General features: G+C 65.2%; 10 protein-coding genes. 2 read left to right on the forward strand and 8 right to left on the reverse strand.

Annotated elements, in window-relative coordinates; translation table 11 throughout:
• Window positions 1-47: 47 nt before the first annotated feature.
• The 7 genes from ASD07_RS31695 to ASD07_RS14165 form a co-directional block, all read right to left on the reverse strand.
• A complete protein-coding gene (locus ASD07_RS31695) occupies window positions 48-1,856 on the reverse strand; it encodes a DAHL domain-containing protein (RefSeq protein WP_082507304.1) in 1,809 nt (602 codons plus the stop codon).
• Window positions 1,853-2,749 carry a cytochrome-c peroxidase gene (locus ASD07_RS14140; protein ID WP_055931080.1) on the reverse strand — a complete coding sequence of 299 codons (897 nt, stop codon included), beginning with the start codon at window positions 2,747-2,749 and terminating at the stop codon, window positions 1,853-1,855. Before ASD07_RS14140 ends, ASD07_RS31695 begins: the two co-directional genes overlap by 4 nt.
• A gap of 9 nt (window positions 2,750-2,758) precedes the next feature.
• Entirely contained in the window at window positions 2,759-4,870 is a 2,112-nt protein-coding gene (locus ASD07_RS14145; protein WP_055931083.1) for an EAL domain-containing protein, read from the reverse strand.
• Between the two features lie 20 nt (window positions 4,871-4,890).
• Window positions 4,891-5,274 carry a response regulator transcription factor gene (locus tag ASD07_RS14150; RefSeq protein WP_055931086.1) on the reverse strand — a complete coding sequence of 128 codons (384 nt, stop codon included), beginning with the start codon at window positions 5,272-5,274 and terminating at the stop codon, window positions 4,891-4,893.
• A 48-nt stretch (window positions 5,275-5,322) separates the two neighbouring features.
• The gene (locus ASD07_RS14155) at window positions 5,323-5,925 is read right to left on the reverse strand and encodes a response regulator transcription factor (RefSeq protein ID WP_055931089.1); all 603 of its coding nucleotides are present in this window, start codon (window positions 5,923-5,925) and stop codon (window positions 5,323-5,325) included.
• Window positions 5,922-8,066, reverse strand: coding sequence for an ATP-binding protein (locus tag ASD07_RS14160; RefSeq protein ID WP_229207157.1), 2,145 nt, complete (start codon window positions 8,064-8,066; stop codon window positions 5,922-5,924). The genes ASD07_RS14155 and ASD07_RS14160 overlap by 4 nt, the downstream gene beginning before the upstream one ends.
• A 103-nt stretch (window positions 8,067-8,169) precedes the next feature.
• Window positions 8,170-11,262, reverse strand: coding sequence for a ligand-binding sensor domain-containing diguanylate cyclase (locus ASD07_RS14165; protein WP_162246558.1), 3,093 nt, complete (start codon window positions 11,260-11,262; stop codon window positions 8,170-8,172).
• A gap of 135 nt (window positions 11,263-11,397) precedes the next feature.
• On the opposite strand from ASD07_RS14165, the gene ASD07_RS14170 reads away from it, so the two are divergent.
• Window positions 11,398-13,605 carry a TonB-dependent receptor gene (locus ASD07_RS14170; RefSeq protein WP_055931098.1) on the forward strand — a complete coding sequence of 736 codons (2,208 nt, stop codon included), beginning with the start codon at window positions 11,398-11,400 and terminating at the stop codon, window positions 13,603-13,605.
• Here ASD07_RS14170 and ASD07_RS14175 read toward each other — a convergent pair.
• The gene (locus tag ASD07_RS14175; RefSeq protein ID WP_055931101.1) at window positions 13,599-14,324 is read right to left on the reverse strand and encodes an ABC transporter substrate-binding protein; all 726 of its coding nucleotides are present in this window, start codon (window positions 14,322-14,324) and stop codon (window positions 13,599-13,601) included. The two genes, ASD07_RS14170 and ASD07_RS14175, sit on opposite strands and share 7 nt — an antisense overlap.
• A 234-nt stretch (window positions 14,325-14,558) precedes the next feature.
• Here ASD07_RS14175 and ASD07_RS14180 point away from each other — a divergent pair, with 234 nt between their 5' ends.
• The gene (locus ASD07_RS14180; protein WP_055931104.1) at window positions 14,559-16,580 is read left to right on the forward strand and encodes a methyl-accepting chemotaxis protein; all 2,022 of its coding nucleotides are present in this window, start codon (window positions 14,559-14,561) and stop codon (window positions 16,578-16,580) included.
• The last annotated feature ends 8 nt before the right edge of the window (window positions 16,581-16,588 follow it).

Genomic DNA, 16,588 nt, shown 5'->3' on the forward strand with positions numbered 1-16,588 from the left:
TTCCTCCTTGAAAGAAGACAGCTTAGCGAGGCGAGCGGGCTGCGTAATTAACCCGGGTTAAGGCAGGCATCAAATTCGCACGGAGCGCTTTGTTTTACCGGCAGCACCACGCGGAAAGTCGTGCCGCAACCCGGCGCGGTTTGCACATCGATGTGGCCGCCGTGGTTGCGGACAATATTATGCGACACCGAAAGTCCCAGCCCCGTACCTTTGCCGACTGCTTTGGTGGTGTAGAAAGGGTCGAAGATACGCGGCAGTACGTCGGGCGCGATGCCGCAGCCATCGTCTGCTATTTCCACCCATGCTTCCTCTTCATCATGGCCAGAGCGAATGGTGATGACACCGCGCCCGGAGCCGATGGCGTGACCGGCATTGACCAGCAGGTTAAGGAAAACCTGGTTCAACTCCGACTGGCGGCATTCGACCTGCGGCAGCCTGCCGTATTCCTTGCGTACCTCGGCCACCTTGCGCAAGTCGCTGGCGATGATGTGCAGGGTGGAGTCGATACCTTGATGCAGGTCGGCCCACTGCCAATCGTTGCGTGGACCGGCGCGCGAAAAGTCCTTCAACGATTGCACGATTTTGCTGACTCGGCTCATGCCGTCGTGCGATTGCTCCATCAGGAGCGGGATATCCTGGCGAAGGAAGTCGAGTTGCAGCTCGGCGCGCCGGGCCACCAAACTTCGCGTAGATTGCGGTGCGAAACCTGCGCGTTCGGCGGCTTCATAGCTGTCCAGCATGTCGAATAGCTTGCGCAAATATTCATCCAGCATGCCGAAGTTGGATGAGAGGAAGCCTAAAGGGTTGTTGATCTCATGCGCGACGCCAGCGGCAAGCTGGCCGAGCGAGGCCAATTTTTCGGAATGAACCAGGCGGCCTTCCAACGCACAGCGTTCGGCTATTTCCGCCTGCAGGCGGACGTTCGCACTTTCCAGTTCCGCCGTGCGCGCTGCGACGCGTATTTCGAGCTGGTCATTGGCGTGCTGTAGTTGGCGGTTGAAACGGCCAATGATCGTGTGGCTGTGTATCAGGCGCCAGGCGGCGTAAAGTAGCAGGCCTGTCAGCGCGGCTGCAAATAGCAGCAAAAGCTGGCGATGCAGTTGCGCCTGGCGCGCGGCTATTTGCTGGTGGGTGTTCAGGAGCGATTCGATGCGCTCCAGGTGCGGGGCGGTAGAGACGGCGTCGAAGCGCTGCATCATGAGTCCGACCTGGTAGGCTTCGCGCAGCACGGCGCGGGCATGAGCCGTGAAGATATCAAGGCGCTGTGCTGCCACTGGTTCCATACGAGGGCGCATTGCCTGAAGTACTTCGAGGGCGTGCGCTACGTCCGGCAATTCGTCTTCGCTGTTGCCTTCACCGTAGACCAGGGTGGGGATCAATATCTGTTGCACGGCCGCTTCGGCGGTTGCCGGCAGCAGGGGCGCGAGGTCGCAGGCTGCCTGGGGCAGGAAGCTCAACGAGCTGCGCAGCACTGCATGGTGGGTCTTGAATGCCTCGATGAGGCGTAGTTTGCTGTTCAGGGCCAAGCGATAGCCAGCAATGGCTTGGAGCAGGCCGGGCACCTCCGACGCTGAGTGGACACTGGTTAGCGTGTCGAGCTGGCGCGGCAGGGCTGTCGCCTGCGCCGCAGTGGGGGACAGGCTGTCGTAGTTGCGCAGCATCCCGATACGCAACTTCATCATGGCTTCGTCCCAATTTTCGTCGACTTCCCGCAGTTGGCGCAGGGTCGCGACATCAGAGAAATGGTCGGCTGGATGGTAGTCGCTGCTGCGGAGGTAAAAGAACAGCAGGGCAGAAGTGAGTGCCAACGCCACCAGCAACAACGGCAACGGCAGCGCCCGCGAATAGCGGCTCATGGCAGGCTCCGAGGCGCGGCATCGAGCGTGCGCAGGAAAGCTGCGATCAGCTTGCGGTCTTCGGCACTGGCAGTGCGGCCAAGCTGGAACAGGAACATCTGGTCGATTGCATCCTCCAGCGTGGCGACCGAACCGTCGTGGAAATAGGGCGCGGTGCGCGCCACATTGCGCAGGCCCGGCACTTTGAAGCGCTGGCCGATGCCGTTGCGCTGGCGTGCGGTGGCGGGCAGCAGCTCGGCCATCACGCCGAACAGCTGGTACATATTGCCGCCGGCGTTGCTGCCCTGGTGGCAAGTGGCGCAGCCGGCGCGTTTGAAACGCTGGTAGCCTGCCAGCTCGTCTTCGTTCAGAGCCGTCTTGTCGCCCAGCAAATAGCGGTCGAAGCGGGAACCGGGTGTCAACAGGGTGCGCTGATAACTTGCCATCGCATCCTGGATAGTGGCTGCCGTCACCCCCTCGCGGTACAGGCTGTTGAAACTGCGCCGGTAAGCCGGGTCGGCCGCAATGGCGCGCACGACAGCTGGCCAGCTTGCGCCCATCTCCTGCGGGTTTTCCACCACACGGGCGACTTGCTGTTCCAGCGTGGCGGCGGCGCCATTCCAACCCTGGCGGAAATTAAGCGCGGCATTCAGGATGGTGGGTGTGTTGTGCGGTAGCGGCTTGCCGTCCAGTCCCGTGGCGCGTGCCAGGCCATCGGCCCCGGCGTGCGCCAACTGGTGGCAAGTTGCGCACGACAGGCGACCATTGCCGGATAAACGGCGCTCGTTGAACAACAGGCGACCCAGCGCGACGCGACCCGGATTCGGCACCTGCGCAGCAGGCACTGGCTTGATGGGTTCTTCGGCCAGCACAGCGGCGGCGGCCAGGTACAGGCTCAATAGCAGCGTGCGCATGACGGCCCCTTATGCGGCCAAACCGTGGGCTTGCCAGTAATGACGCATGGCGGCGCGGATGTTATCGCGCAGTACCTGGTTATCCCATGGCTTGGTGTAGAAACGGTACAGGGCACCGCGGTTGACGCTCTCCATGACCGTGGCCAGTTCGGTCTGGCCGGAAAGGATGATGCGCAAGGTGGCTGGGTACAGGTCCTTGATGCGGTCCAGAAGCTCGGTGCCGCTCATGCCGTCCATGCGCTGGTCGCACAGCACCAGGTGTACCGGATTTTGCGCCAGCAGGTCCAGCGCCTGCGCGGCGCTGGAGGCCGACAGGATGCGGTACTGGTCCTGGCGCAGCAGGCGTTCCAATGCAGCCAGCACCATTGGCTCGTCGTCGATCAGCAGCACGGTGGGCTGGACCGGCGCCGGGATACCCTGCGCTGGCGCCAGTTGCCGGCCCTCGCGCAGCAAGGCTTCGAACTGTGCCGCCGGGAGCGGGCGGGAAAAGTAATAACCCTGGATCTGGTCGCAACGGCGTCGCAGCAGGCAGGCCAGTTGCGATTCGGTTTCCACGCCTTCGGCCACGACTTGAAGGCCGAGGTTGCGTGCCATGCCAAGGATCCCGTCGACCAGGGCGGCATCGCCCGGGTCCCTGGCAATACCGTCGATGAAGGACTTGTCGATCTTCAGCGTATCGACCGGGAAATGCTTCAGGTAGGCCAGGCTGGAATGGCCGGTGCCGAAGTCGTCGATCGCCACTTTGACGCCCACCTGGCGCAGTGCGGCCAGCACGCCTGCGGTGCGCGCAGTGTCGTCCATCAGGGCGCTCTCGGTGACCTCCAGGCCCAGCATGCCGGGCTGCACGCCGTGACGGGCCATTGCCTGTTCGACTGAATGCTGGAACTGAGGGTCGGCAAACTGGCGGCTGGCCACGTTGACTGCGATATTCAGGCCCGGTGCCAGCTGTGTCCAGCGCGCCGCCAGCAGGCAGGCTTCGTCGATGATCCAGGCGCCGACCTGGACGATCAGGCCACTCTCCTCGAGCAATGGCACGAATTCGGCAGGCGACACCAGGCCGTGGCCGGGGCGGCGCCAGCGCAGCAATGCTTCTGCGCCGGCAATACGGCCGCTACTGAGATCGACCTTGGGCTGATAGTGCAACTCGAACTCGCCCTGTTCACAGGCGCGGCGCAAGGCTGCCGACAATGCGAGGCCGTGCTGGGCTTCGCTGGCAATGGTGTCGGTATAGCAGCACACTGGCTGGCTGCTCTGGCGCCGGGCAAACTGCAGCGCCGTGCCGGCATGCAGCAGCAGGCTCGAAGCATCGCTGCCGTCCTGCGGATACAGGGCGACGCCCACCCTGGCGTCCAGCACGACGTCGCTGTCCTGCAGGGCGACGGGCAGGCAACAGGCGCGGCGCACCTCGCCCGCGGCGAGGGCCGGCGCGGCGACGCCAGCGGGCAGCAGCATGGCGAATTCGTCCGCGCCCATACGGCCAAGGCTGGTGCCAGGCGGTGCCCAAGCCTGCAGCCGCTGCACCAGTTGTCCCAGCACTGCGTCGCCCATTTCGTAGCCCAATACATCGTTGATGCGGGTGAAGCCCTCCATCCCGACCAGCAGCAGGGCACCGGCTTCGTTGCTGCACACGGCCTGTTCCAGCTGGCGCGTAAACGCTTCGCGGTTGGGCAGTCCGGTAATGCTGTCGTGGCTGGCCAGGTGCAGGCTTCGGGCCCTTGTCCCCTGCAGCAGCAGCCGCACTTCCAGCAAGTGGTGCACGCGCTGCAGCAGTTCCGCAAAATCGTAGGGCTTGCCGATGAAGTCGCGTGCGCCGGCGGACAGTGCGCGCAGCTTGAAGTCGTGGGCGGCGGTAATGGCCAGCACCGGTGGGTAATCGTCCGGCGCCAAGGCTTTCATGCGTTCCAGCATGGTGAAACCGTCCATCACGGGCATGTTCAGGTCCAGCAGGACCAGATCATGGCGCTGGCGGCGGAACATTTCGAAACCCTGCAGCGGGTCGGTGGTGCTGTCGATCTCTCGGTAGCCGGCCTGCTGCAGTACCGTCACCAGCAATTGCACATTGTTCGGGTGGTCGTCGACTACCAGAATGCGGGCGTTCATCAAATCGGAGGGGGTGACCATGGTTGTTCTCCTGTTCAGGCTTATTGTTGGTGCCAGCGCGCCCACGCCGAAGCGACGGCGGCCAGCAATTGTTCTGCATCGACTGGCTTGGGCAGGAAGGCCAGCGCGCCGGCCCGCTCCATGCGAGCCCGGGTGTCCGCCGAATGTGAGCCGGTCACGGCGATCACGGCGCTGCGCGGCATGCTGGCGGCAAGGTGCTGTTGCAGCTGGTAGCCGTCCATGCCGGGCATGTGCAAGTCCATCACTACGCAGTAGGGCGGTTGCTGCATCGGCGCCGCCAGCAGGTCAGCGCCGCCGCTGAAACCGTAGGCTGGCAGGCCGGACGCGCGCAGCAGGCGCAGGATGGCGCGCCGCACCGGCTCTTCGTCGTCGACTACTGCTATCCAGGGAATTAAGGTATCCATGCAGCCAGCTTAGGCTGCCGGCGGCAAGGTGGCTATTACACCTTGGTGCTATGCCTGGCCGAGCAGGCGCACCAGGGCGGTCACGCTGCGCACTTGCATTTTTTGCAGGATGCGGGCGCGGTGGATCTTGATGGTCTGCTCCGCCGTGCCCAGGGTGGCGGCAATCTGCTTATTGAGCATACCTTCCGCCAACAGCGGCAGGACGTCGCGTTCGCGCGGCGTCAGGCTGTCCAGGCGCTGCCGCAGGTCCGACTGGCTGGCCTGGCTGGCGTGTGCCGCCTGGTTCCGCTGCAGCGCCGCCTGGACGGCCGCCAGCAGGGCGGCTTCATCGACCGGCTTGGTCAGGAAATCGGTGGCGCCAGCCTTCATTGCTTGCACACCGGAGGCCAAGTCGCCATGGCCGCTGAGGAAGATCACCGGCAGCAGGCTGGCACGCTCGGCCAGCAGGCGCTGCAGTCCCAGGCCATCGATGCCGGGCATTTCCAGATCGAGCACGATGCAGCCCGCTTCCTGTGGCGCACCGGCAGCAAGGAAGTCGGCCGCGCTGGCAAAGCCGCGCGCCTGGTAGCCCGCCGCGGCCAGCAAGCGCAGCAGGGCCTTGCGCACTTCCGGCTGGTCGTCCACCAGGTTGACCCAGGGGCGCGTGCTCAAGCAGCCTCCGGCAAGGTGAGGTGGAAGGCGGCGCCACCGCTTGCCAGGTTGGCGGCCCATAGCTTGCCGCCGTGGGCGGTGGCGATGTTGCGGCAAATTGACAGGCCGAGGCCCATGCCATGCTCCTTGGTGCTGAAGAAGGGATCGAAGATGCGCTCCAGCTGGCCGTCGGCAATGCCGGGACCGCAAACGCTGACCACGAAGCCCAGCATGCCGTCCGATTCACGCCGGCAGTGCAGCGTGACACTGGCCGTGCCCGGGGCGCAGCCGGCCATGGCGTCGCAGGCATTGACCAGCAGGTTGATCAGCACTTGCTGCACTTGCACGCGATCGGCCAGTACTTCAGCATCGGCCACTTGCACATCCAGCCGCAGCGCCACGCCGCGGTTGATGAAATCGTTGCGCAGCAGCGCTGCGACTTCGGTGGCCAGCGCGCTGGCGAGGATAGGGTGTTGCTGAGTATCCTTCTTGCCGAACAGGCTGCGCAGGCGGCGGATGATGTCGCCGGCGCGGCGATCGGCGGCCACAATGTCGGCCAGGATTTCAGTTACTTCGTCGAGTGCCGGCTGCGGCGCGCGCAGGAAGCGCTGGGCCGCTTGCGCGTTGCTGAGGATGGCTGTCAGCGGCTGGTTCAGTTCGTGCGCCAGCGCGCCGGACAGTTCGCCCAGCATGGCGACGCGCGACAGGTGGGTGACTTCCTGCTGCTTTTGCAAGATTGCCAGCTCTGCCTGTTTGCGCTCGCTGATGTCCAGCGACACGCCGCGTACCAGGCGTGGCTGGCCGCCGCTACCGGCCTCGACACTGCCGCGCGAACTGATCCAGCGCAAGTTGCCGTCGGCCAGCAGCAGGCGGAATTCGGTATGATAGCGCTGGCGCGGCGCAGTCAGCACGGCACCTGCGCTGGCCCGGTCATCCGGATGGACGCGCTGCATTACGGCATGCACCGTCACGGTTTCTTCCATTTGGAAGCCGAACAGCTTGCGCCATAGCGGGGAAGCCCATACCTGGTTGTGCTCCAGGTCGCGTACCCACAGCCCCAGCTCGGCCGATTCAGCGGCCAGCGCCAGGCGGTCGGCGCTTTCCTGCGCCGAGGCCTGGGCACTGCGCAATTGCTGCGCGGCGTCGAGCAGGGCTTGCCGCAATTCGTTGGCTTCCCGCAGCGGCTGCAACGGAATGACGGGCAATTGGCCCTGTCCCACGGCACGCGCCGGCTCCATCAGGGCTTGCACGCTGCCGGCAATGGCGTCTCCCATGCGCCAAGCCAGTGCCAAACCCAGTGCCAGCGCGGCCACGGTTCCGGCTACCAGCCAAGCCAAAGCGTGGCGCAGGGCGCCTGTCAGCTCATCGAGCGGGATGCCCATCGCTACCACCCATCTGCTGCGCGGCGCCGTGCTGTATACCGTGTACACCGGGATGCCATCCAGGGTGTGCGCCTCGAAGCCGCCGTCGCTCGCTTGTGCAATATGCTGCATCAGTGCAGGCGTTGCCTCTTTTCCGACATAGTGTGCGCTGTCATGGCTGCGCACCGCGATCTTGCCCTGACTGTCGAGGATGCCGGCGCGCCAGCTGCCGGGGAGTTGCTGCGCCGCCAGCAAGGCGTCAAGCTGCTCGGGCGCCGCTGTCGCATTGAGGGTCATCACAATCTGCCCATCGCGGCGCACCGGTACGCCAACAGTGTAGATCAGCTTGCCCGCCAGCGGCCCGGGAAACAGGGCCGACACGCCGGGCTTGCCAGTAGCCAGGATTTTCGCGAGCAGCGGGGTGCGCGGCAGTTTGGGCAGGGGTGAGCCATAAGACCGGCGGGTGGACAATGCCAGGCTGCCATCGAGGCCGACCAGCACCAGGCTGTCGGCGCGCAGGTTGGCCAGCGCCTCGGTAGCGCGGGTGTGGAAGGCGGCCAGCTCACCGTCATGCAACTCGCGCGACGTGGCGAGCGCCTGCAACGCGGCCGCGTTGTGATCGAACTCGCGGTCCAGTTCCGCGGCCATGGCCTGGGCACGGGTTAACGTGCTGTTGACCAGCTGCTGCCGCCCGCGCTGGTAATAGTCGGCCAGCAGGAAGCCCGCTGCCGTCGCCATTGGGATCACGCAGCCCAATACCAGGATCGCCAGCCTGGCCCTGACACCCAGCACCCGATTCACTGCAGACAATGCCCGCTCCCTTGCGTGGCGGCCCGGCGGCCATTGCAGCTATTCTATTTAAAAATGTAGCAAAGGCAATTTACGTGCACGTCGCAATGGTCAACTAGTGCCAATTCACAACGCGGCCGCGCTGCTGCGGTACCAGCAGCGAGACGTCGCCTGCCGCCACCGCGCTGGTGGGATCGGCCAGGAAGCGCGACAGGCCGGCCTCGCCGCTGCGCGCCTGCACGCCGACCCAGGCGTCGCGCCAGGTATGTTTGGCGGCGTACAGCGCGGCGTCGGCCAGCCGTTGCAGCGATTCCGGCGTCAGCGCGCTGGGGCGGCCCGGCATGCCGGGGAAGGCGGCGAAGCCGATCGATACGGTCTTGCGCAGCATCTGGCCGCCGGGGATATGGAATTCATGGGCCGCGACAGCCAGGCGAATCTTTTCCGCCAGCGCGGGCGCGTCGTCGCGGTCGATGAAGCGCGCCACCAGGAGGAATTCCTCACCGCCCCAGCGCACGATGTGGTCGGAGCTGCGCATGCAGTCGCGCAGCAGGCCGGCGGTCTGCTGCAGCACGGCGTCGCCGGCGGCATGGCCGTGCTGGTCGTTGACGCACTTGAAGTGGTCGAGGTCGAGCATGAACAGCACCAGGTCGGAATGCGGTTCCGGCGGCACGTTGCGATGGCGGCGCGCGGCCAGGTCGAAGTCGGCCTGGATGGTCTGCTCAAGGTAGCGGCGATTGTGCAGGCCGGTCAGCGGGTCGGTTAGGCTGGCTTGCTCCAGCCGGCGCGAAGCCGCTTCCAGTTCGGCGGTGCGTTCCGCCACCAGGCGCTCCAGCCGTTCGCCGCGGCGGCGCAGGGCATGCAGGCGCAGGCGGAACAGGAAGGCGACGCCCAGCGCGCCCAGCACCCACATGGAAGCATGGAACCACCAGGTCTGGTAGAAGGCAGGCTGCACGTGCAGCTTAAGCGCCCATTCCTGCGGGCTCCATTGGCCGGCGCGGTTGCTGGCCTGCACCCGCAACCGGTAGTCTCCCGGCGGCAGGTGCGAGTAGGCGGCTACGCGTTGACGGGCATCGACGCTGACCCAGCCGGCATCGTAGCCGTCCAGGCGGTAGCGGTACTGCTGCTGTTCCGGCGCGCTGAAGTCGGGTGCGGCAAACTCCAGGCGCAGGTCGCGCTGGCCGGGAGCCAGCGTGCGCTCGGGGAGGATGCCGGCGCCGGGTTGCTCGACGCCATCGATCGTCAGTGCGGTGGCCGTCACGGCCGGCTGGTATTCCCAGCGCCGCAGCATGTGCGGCCGCACGCGCAGCAAGCCCTCCGGCGAACCAAACAGCAGGTCGCCGCTGCGCATGCGTGCGCGGCTGGCATAGTACAGGGTGCGGAACTCGTTGCCGTCGGCGCGGTCGAAACTGCGCCAGCGCCAGGTCAGCGGGTCGATGCGCACGCGGCTGCCGAGCCACACCTGGCCTTGCGCATCCTGCAGCAGCGATTCGGGCGGGTGGGGCGGCAGCTTCAGGCGCGCCGACAGCACGTCGAAGTGCGCCGCCGTGCCGTCGAAGGAGCGCAGGATGGCGGCGCCGGACTGGGTGGCCAGCCAGAGCTGGCCGTCCTTGTCGACCATCAGGTCCGGCACCCAGTTGTCGGGCAGGCTGTCGGCCCGTGCCGGGTCGCGGTAAATGCGGCGCGCCTTGCCGGACCTGGTATCGAAGGCATTCAGGCCGTCATTGGTGCCGATCCACAGCGTGCCGTCCGGCGTGAAGGCGAGCGCTTCGACTTCGCGGCCCGACAGGCTGCCAGGGTCGTCCGGCTGGTGGCGCCAGGCGTTCACTGTGCCATCCTTGCCGATGCGCGCCAGGCCTTGCTGGGCACCGGCCCACAGTGCGCCGTCGGTGCCAAAAACCATGGCGCGCACAGGGCCGCCGGGCATTCCTTGCGCGCTGCCGAAACGCTGGAAGCCTTGCTGGCCGGGGCGCTGGCGGTGCAGTGTGCCGTCCAGCGTCGCCACCCACATGCTGCCATCCGGTCCTTGCGCCAGGCAGGTGACGGCGCTGTCGGCCAGGGCATCGCTGCGACGGGCGTCGGGCCGGAGGCCCGCCACCAGTTTGCCGCCGGCATCCAGCACGTCGACGCCATTGCCATTGGTGCCCAGCCACAGTTTGCCGTCGGCCGCTTCCAGCGCGCGCACAATGGCGGGATGGCTGGGACCCAGCGGGTTGGCCGGGCTGTGGCGCAGCTTCAGGAAGGCGCGGCTGGACGGATCGTGGTGGGCAATGCCGCCGCCCCATGTGCCGGTCCAGGCCAGGCCTGAGCGATCCACCAGCAGGGCGCCGATGCGATCGTTGCCGATGCTGGAAGTGCTGGTGCTGTCGTATTGCAGGCGGTCGACCACCGCCAGGCTGGCGCCGTCGACCACGTCGATGCCTTTGCCGAAAGTACCAAGCCAGATTTCGCCTGGCAGCGGTTCGGCAATGCTGTAGATCCAGAAGTGGCCCAGGCCCGGCAGGGCGTGCACTTTGCCGCTGGCCGGATCGTATACGGCGGCCCCCTGGCGCGAACTGCCGATCCAGATGCGGCCCTGGCTGTCCTGGAACAGGCGGATCGCATTGGCCGGTCCCACCGGCGCCGAGAAGCGGCCGTCGCCGAGCCAGCGCTGCAAGCCGGCATCGCCGGCGACCCACAATCGTCCTTCGCGGTCCAGCAGCACTGCGCGCAGCTGGTTGTTGGCCAGGCTGCTGCTGTCGCCTTCGACGTGGCGGTAATGGGTGAACCGGCCGCTGGCGGGATCGAGCACCGACAGGCCGTTATCGGTGGCCAGCCACAGCATGCCGCCGGCCAGTTCCACGATGCCTTCCACGCGGTCGTTGGCCAGGCTGTCCTTGCGTTGCGGGTCGTGACGGTATTGCGCGAAGCGTTCCGTGCGCGGATCGAATACGGACAGGCCGCCGCTGATGGTGCCGATCCACAGCCGGCCATCGCGCGCGGCGTGCAGGGCGCGGATATAGCTGCCGCCCAGCGCCGACGAATCGCCGGGCTGCGGGCGGAACACCTTGTAGCCGTAGCCGTCGTAACGCACCAGGCCATCCTGGGTACCGATCCACAGCAAGCCCTGCGCGTCCTGCACCATGGCGGTACTGAGGTGCGCCGGCACCTGGTCCGGCATGGCAATGCGCTGGAACGACACGACGCCCGGCCGATGTTGCGCCGATGCCATAGCGCCTGCTGCAAGCAGGCAGGCCAACACAGAGGTGCGCAGCAAAGAACCCATTGCCCGGGGATGGTTAAATTGAAACTATCATTATGCCACGCTCAGCTAACTCTGCTAGCATGAAACCACACAGGAGGCAGCATGCGCGCATGGTGGGCGATCGGTGTGGCGGGACTGGCGGTATTGCCGCAGGCGAGGGCGCAGCCGGCGCAGGAAGGTGGGCTGCCCAGCGTCTATGTCACCGCACAGCGCCGCGCGGAGCCGTTGCAGGAGGTGCCGTTCAATGTCTCGGTGCTGGGCGGTGAAGCGCTCGGCCTGCTGGGCGCCAGTGGCCGCGACCTGCGCTACCTTGCCGCGCGCATGCCGAGCCTGCACATCGAATCCGACTTTGGCCGGTCGTTCCCGCGCTTCTACCTGCGAGGCCTGGGCAATACGGACTTCGACCTGAATGCGGCGCAGCCGGTCGGCGTGGTGTATGACGAAGTGGTGCAGGAAAGCCCGCTGCTCAAGTCCTTCCCGCTGTTCGACCTGCAGCAGGTGGAAGTGCTGCGCGGGCCGCAAGGAAGCCTGTTCGGACGCAATGCACCGGCCGGCGTGGTGAAGTTCGATGCGGTGCGGCCGGCATTCCGGCGCGAGGGCTACCTGAACACCGGCATCGGCAAGGACCGCATGCGCAACGCGGACGGGGCGTTCAATACGGCGCTCGGAGAAACGCTGGCACTGCGCGTCTCGCTGCTTAGCCAGCACCGCGCCAACCGCGTCTTCAACGACCGCCCCAATGCCGCCACCACGGAATTCGAGGGCTACCACGACAACGCCGCGCGGGTGCAACTGCTGTACCAGCCGGGTCCGGCCTTCAGTGCGCTGCTGAACGGGCATGCGCGCCGCATGGGAGGGCGCGCCACGCTGTTCCGCGCCAATATCATGCAGAAGGGCAGCAACGCGCTGGTGCCGGGCTTTGATTACGCCAGCCTGCCGACGGACGGCATCAACCACCAGCACCTGAAGACGGGCGGCGCCAGCCTGCGCCTGCGCTGGCAGTTCGATGGCCTGAGCCTGCATGCCATTTCGGGCTGGGAGCGGGCGCGCTTTTACAGCCGCGCCGACGTGGATGCGGGCTATGGTTCGCTGTCGCATTTGCCGATGGGGCCGGGCCGCATACCATTCCCGTCCGAGACTGCCGATGCGCTGCCCAGGCACAGGCAGTTGACGCAGGAGGTCCGGCTGGAATCCGACCCGGCCCGCGAGTGGAGCTGGCTGGCCGGCGTGTATGGTTTCAGCGAAAAGATCAGGATCGACAGCTTCGGTTTCGACACCTTCAACGGCAACAGCCAGAATGCCTACGCCTGGCAGGAGCAGGACAGCCGCTCGCTGGCCGCCTTTGGCGCCCTGGCGTGGCGTGCACGTCCGGGCCTGCTGCTGCGCGCGGGCCTGCGCTATACCAAGGACCGCAAGGACTTCTTCGCCGCCCGCCCGCAACCGGCGCCGGGGGCGCAGCCGATTGCGGGACTGGCAGCGGCGCCGCGCGGCAATGATCTCAGCTGGGATCTTGGCGCGACCCAAGCCCTGTCGCCCGACAGCCACGTGTATGCGCGGGTTGCGACCGGCTACCGCGCGCCATCGATCCAGGGCCGCATCCTGTTCGGCAACAGCATTTCCGTGGCGCGCGCCGAGCAGGCCGTGAGCTGGGAGGCGGGCTGGAAGCAGGACTTCATGCAGCACCGTGCGCGCCTTGGCCTGGCGCTGTTCCGCTACACGGTCGCTGATATGCAGCTCACCGCCGGCAGCGGCGTCGTCAACCAGAACCGCCTGGTCAACGCGGCCAAGGTACGCGGGCAGGGTATCGAAGTGGAAGGGCTGGTGCGCCCCAACAGCGAATGGACAGCCAGCGTGGGCGCCAGCTATAACGCGACCAGGATTCGCGATGCCGGCTTGTTCGTGCTCCCCTGCGGCAATGGCTGCACGGTGCTCGACCCGCGCGGTACGGCGCCCAATAACGTTTTCATCGATGGCAATCCGCTGCCGCGTTCACCGCGCTGGATCGCCAATGCCACGCTGCGCTACAGCCGGCCCTGGCGCAGCGGCGCGCTGTTTGCGGCCACCGACTGGGCTTATCGCGGCCAATACAATTTCTTCCTGTACGAGGCCGTGGAGTACAAGGCGCGCCCCTTGCTCGATGGCGGCCTGCGGCTTGGCTACAAGGATGGGCGCGAGCGCTTCGAGGTGGCTGCCTTCGTGCGCAATGTGACCAATAAAGTGGTGGCGGTAGCAGCCATCGATTTCAACAACTTCACCGGTGTCGTCAACGAACCGCGCAGCTACGGCATCCAGCTGAAATTCAATTACTGATATTTCGATGTCATGCGCAGCCACTGGGGGTCTTCGCGCATGCGTTTGATGATCGGCGCGACTTTGTCGAACAAGTCGTTGCGCCCCATCGGCACCAGGAAGCGGCGTTCCGTTGCGCGCCCCGGAAAGTCCACCAGGGTCAGGCTGCCATGCAGCCCGTGCTGGCGTACGAAATAGCGCGCCGTCGATTCCGACACTGCCACGCAATCGATGCGGCCGCGGCGCAGCTTCTCCAGGTTGATCTCCTCGCTGATGGCATCCTGGCGTTGCAGGCCGTGGCGCTGGATCCATTCATCGATTCCCGGATAGACATAGCCAAGCGTCAAGCCTATCGATTTGCCAGCCAGTCCTTGCGGAACATCCATCTGCACCGGATGCTCGCTGCGCGACACCAGCACGAAGTGGTCGACAGCGAAGGCCGTGGTCCACAGGTATTTCTTCTGTGCGACGTCATCGAACCATTGGGGCATCATGCCAATAACGATGCCGTCCAGCGTGCCGTCTTCCAGCCGCATCTGCAGTCGTTTGCGCGGCAGGTAGGCCAGCCGGAAACTGGTGCCGTCGGTGGCCTGCTTGTTCAGGTACTCGATGGCTTCGTAATAGATGCCGCGCGTGCCGTCGATTACAAGGGGCGCGAAATTGGCGCTGGTGTACACGGTAACTGTCTCCGCCATTACGGCCGGCGACAGCAACGCAGCAAGCAGCGTCAATAACGGCATTAAAAGTTTCATAGACGCACTATAGCAAAGCCCTTAAACATGCATCATGAAAGTTAAATTCTTCATTAGCAATTGTTTCGCGCCGCCGCAACAGAAATGGTGATGGAGAAAGTGATTTAAGTAGTAAATTCTCACGAATTGTAACGCCAGGCCTTAATTCGGCATAAGATCAAAGCAAGAGGTATCGCGGTGCCGCAACGCACTTTTTGCCAAACTTGTCTTTAGGAAATTGCCATGAATCCTACCTCGCTTCTCGGTCAACTCAAGCTGGCTCACAAGTTCCTGATCCTCGGCCTGATCGCGGCACTGCTGGCGATCATTCCTGCCTTCCTCTACCTGAGCGAGGCGGGCAAGGTGCTCGACGCTTACAAGGGCGAGCATGAAGGCTTGCCGATCGTGGTCGACGGCCTCAAGGTCGTGCAATACACGCAGCAGCACCGTGGCCTGTCGGCGCTGGTGCTGGGCGGTGTCACGAGCGTGGCGGAAAAGCGCCGCGCCAAGCAAGCCGAGGCCGATGCGGCCTACGGCCGGCTGGAAAAAGCGGCTGCCGCGCTGGGCGACAAGGCCATCATCGATGCGTTCGCCGCCGCCAAGCAGGAATGGGAAGCGCTGCGCAGCAACGTGGCGGAAGGCAAGATCACCGTGCCGCAAAGCTATGCTGGACATACCGGCCTGGTGCCGAAGCTGCTCAAGGTGAATGAACTGATCGGCGATGCCTATGGTCTGAGCCTCGATCCCGACAAGGACACGTACCAGCTGATCCAGTCGATGTTCTACCAGCTGCCATGGCTGACTGAAGAGACCGGTAAGACCCGTGCCAAAGGCGCCGGCCTGCTGGCGAAAAAGGAAGCGACGCCTGAAGACCGTATGCAGCAGGCGGCCATCATGTCGCGCGTGACCGATCGCCTGGACCAGACCCTGACTGCCTTTGGCAAGGCGGCCGCGGCGAATCCGGCCATCGAGGCCAAGCTCGGCGCGCAGCTGCGCGAGGCGGGCGAGGCGGCGCGCAAGATCGTGGACCTGGGCACGGAGCAGATCGTGAAAGCCGATCCGCTGACCTATTCCGGTGAAGAGTGGGTGGCCAAGACCACGGCGGCAATCGATATGCAGTTTGCCGTCAATGAAGCGGCAGCGAAGGAAATCGATAGCATGCTTTCCGGAAAAATCTCCGGCTTCACCGAGCAGCGCTGGATCATGGTGGTCTCGATGGTGGCGCTGTTTGCACTGGCGGCCTGGATTTGCGTCCTGATCGCGCGTTCGGTGACGCTGCCGCTGAAAAACGCCATCGCCGTGGCGGACGAGGTGGCGCAGGGAAAACTCGATAACGACTTCGACGTCGGCCCGCCCAACGAAGTCGGGCAGTTGCTGCGCTCGCTCAAATCCATGAGTCAAAGCCTGCGCGGCATCGTGTCCGACGTGCGCGCCAGCGTGGACCAGATCAATGCCGCCAGCCGCGATATCGCAACCGGCAACGCCGACGTCTCTTCGCGCCTGGAAGCGCAGGCATCCAACCTGGAGGAAACCGCTTCCTCGATGGAAGAACTGACTTCCACCGTCAAGCAGAACGCCGATAATGCACGCCAGGCCAACCAGCTTGTGCACAACGCTTCCACCGTCGCCGGCAAGGGCGGCGAAGTGGTATCGCAAGTGGTGCAGACCATGGGTGAAATCAACGATAGCTCACGCAAGATCGTGGACATCATCGGCGTGATCGATGGCATCGCCTTCCAGACCAATATCCTGGCCCTGAATGCCGCGGTGGAAGCGGCGCGCGCCGGCGAGCAAGGGCGCGGCTTTGCCGTGGTGGCTTCCGAAGTGCGCAACCTGGCACAACGCTCGGCTTCGGCAGCCAAGGAGATCAAGGACTTGATCAACCACAGCGTGAACCGCGTCGAAACCGGCAACCGCCTGGTGGGCGAAGCCGGCCATGCGATGCAGGAGGTGCTGAAGAGCGTGCAGGGTATCACGGCCATCATGCAGGAAATCGCCACCGCGTCGGCCGAGCAGGGCAACGGTATCGAGCAAATCAATATGGCCGTGACGCAGATGGACGACACCACGCAGCAGAATGCGGCGCTGGTGGAGCAGACCGCGGCCGCGTCGGCCAGCCTGCAGGACCAGGCGCAGATGCTGGTGAAATCGATCAGCATCTTCACGCTGGGGAATGAAGGCGAGGCCGCGCCCGTTGTGCGCAAGGCTCCCGCTGCGCGCCGCCTGCCAGGCAATGTGCGCGCATTGCGGACGGCGTCGGTATAATTTCTTGC

Source organism: Duganella sp. Root336D2, from assembly GCF_001425005.1.
GTDB lineage: Bacteria > Pseudomonadota > Gammaproteobacteria > Burkholderiales > Burkholderiaceae_D > Rugamonas.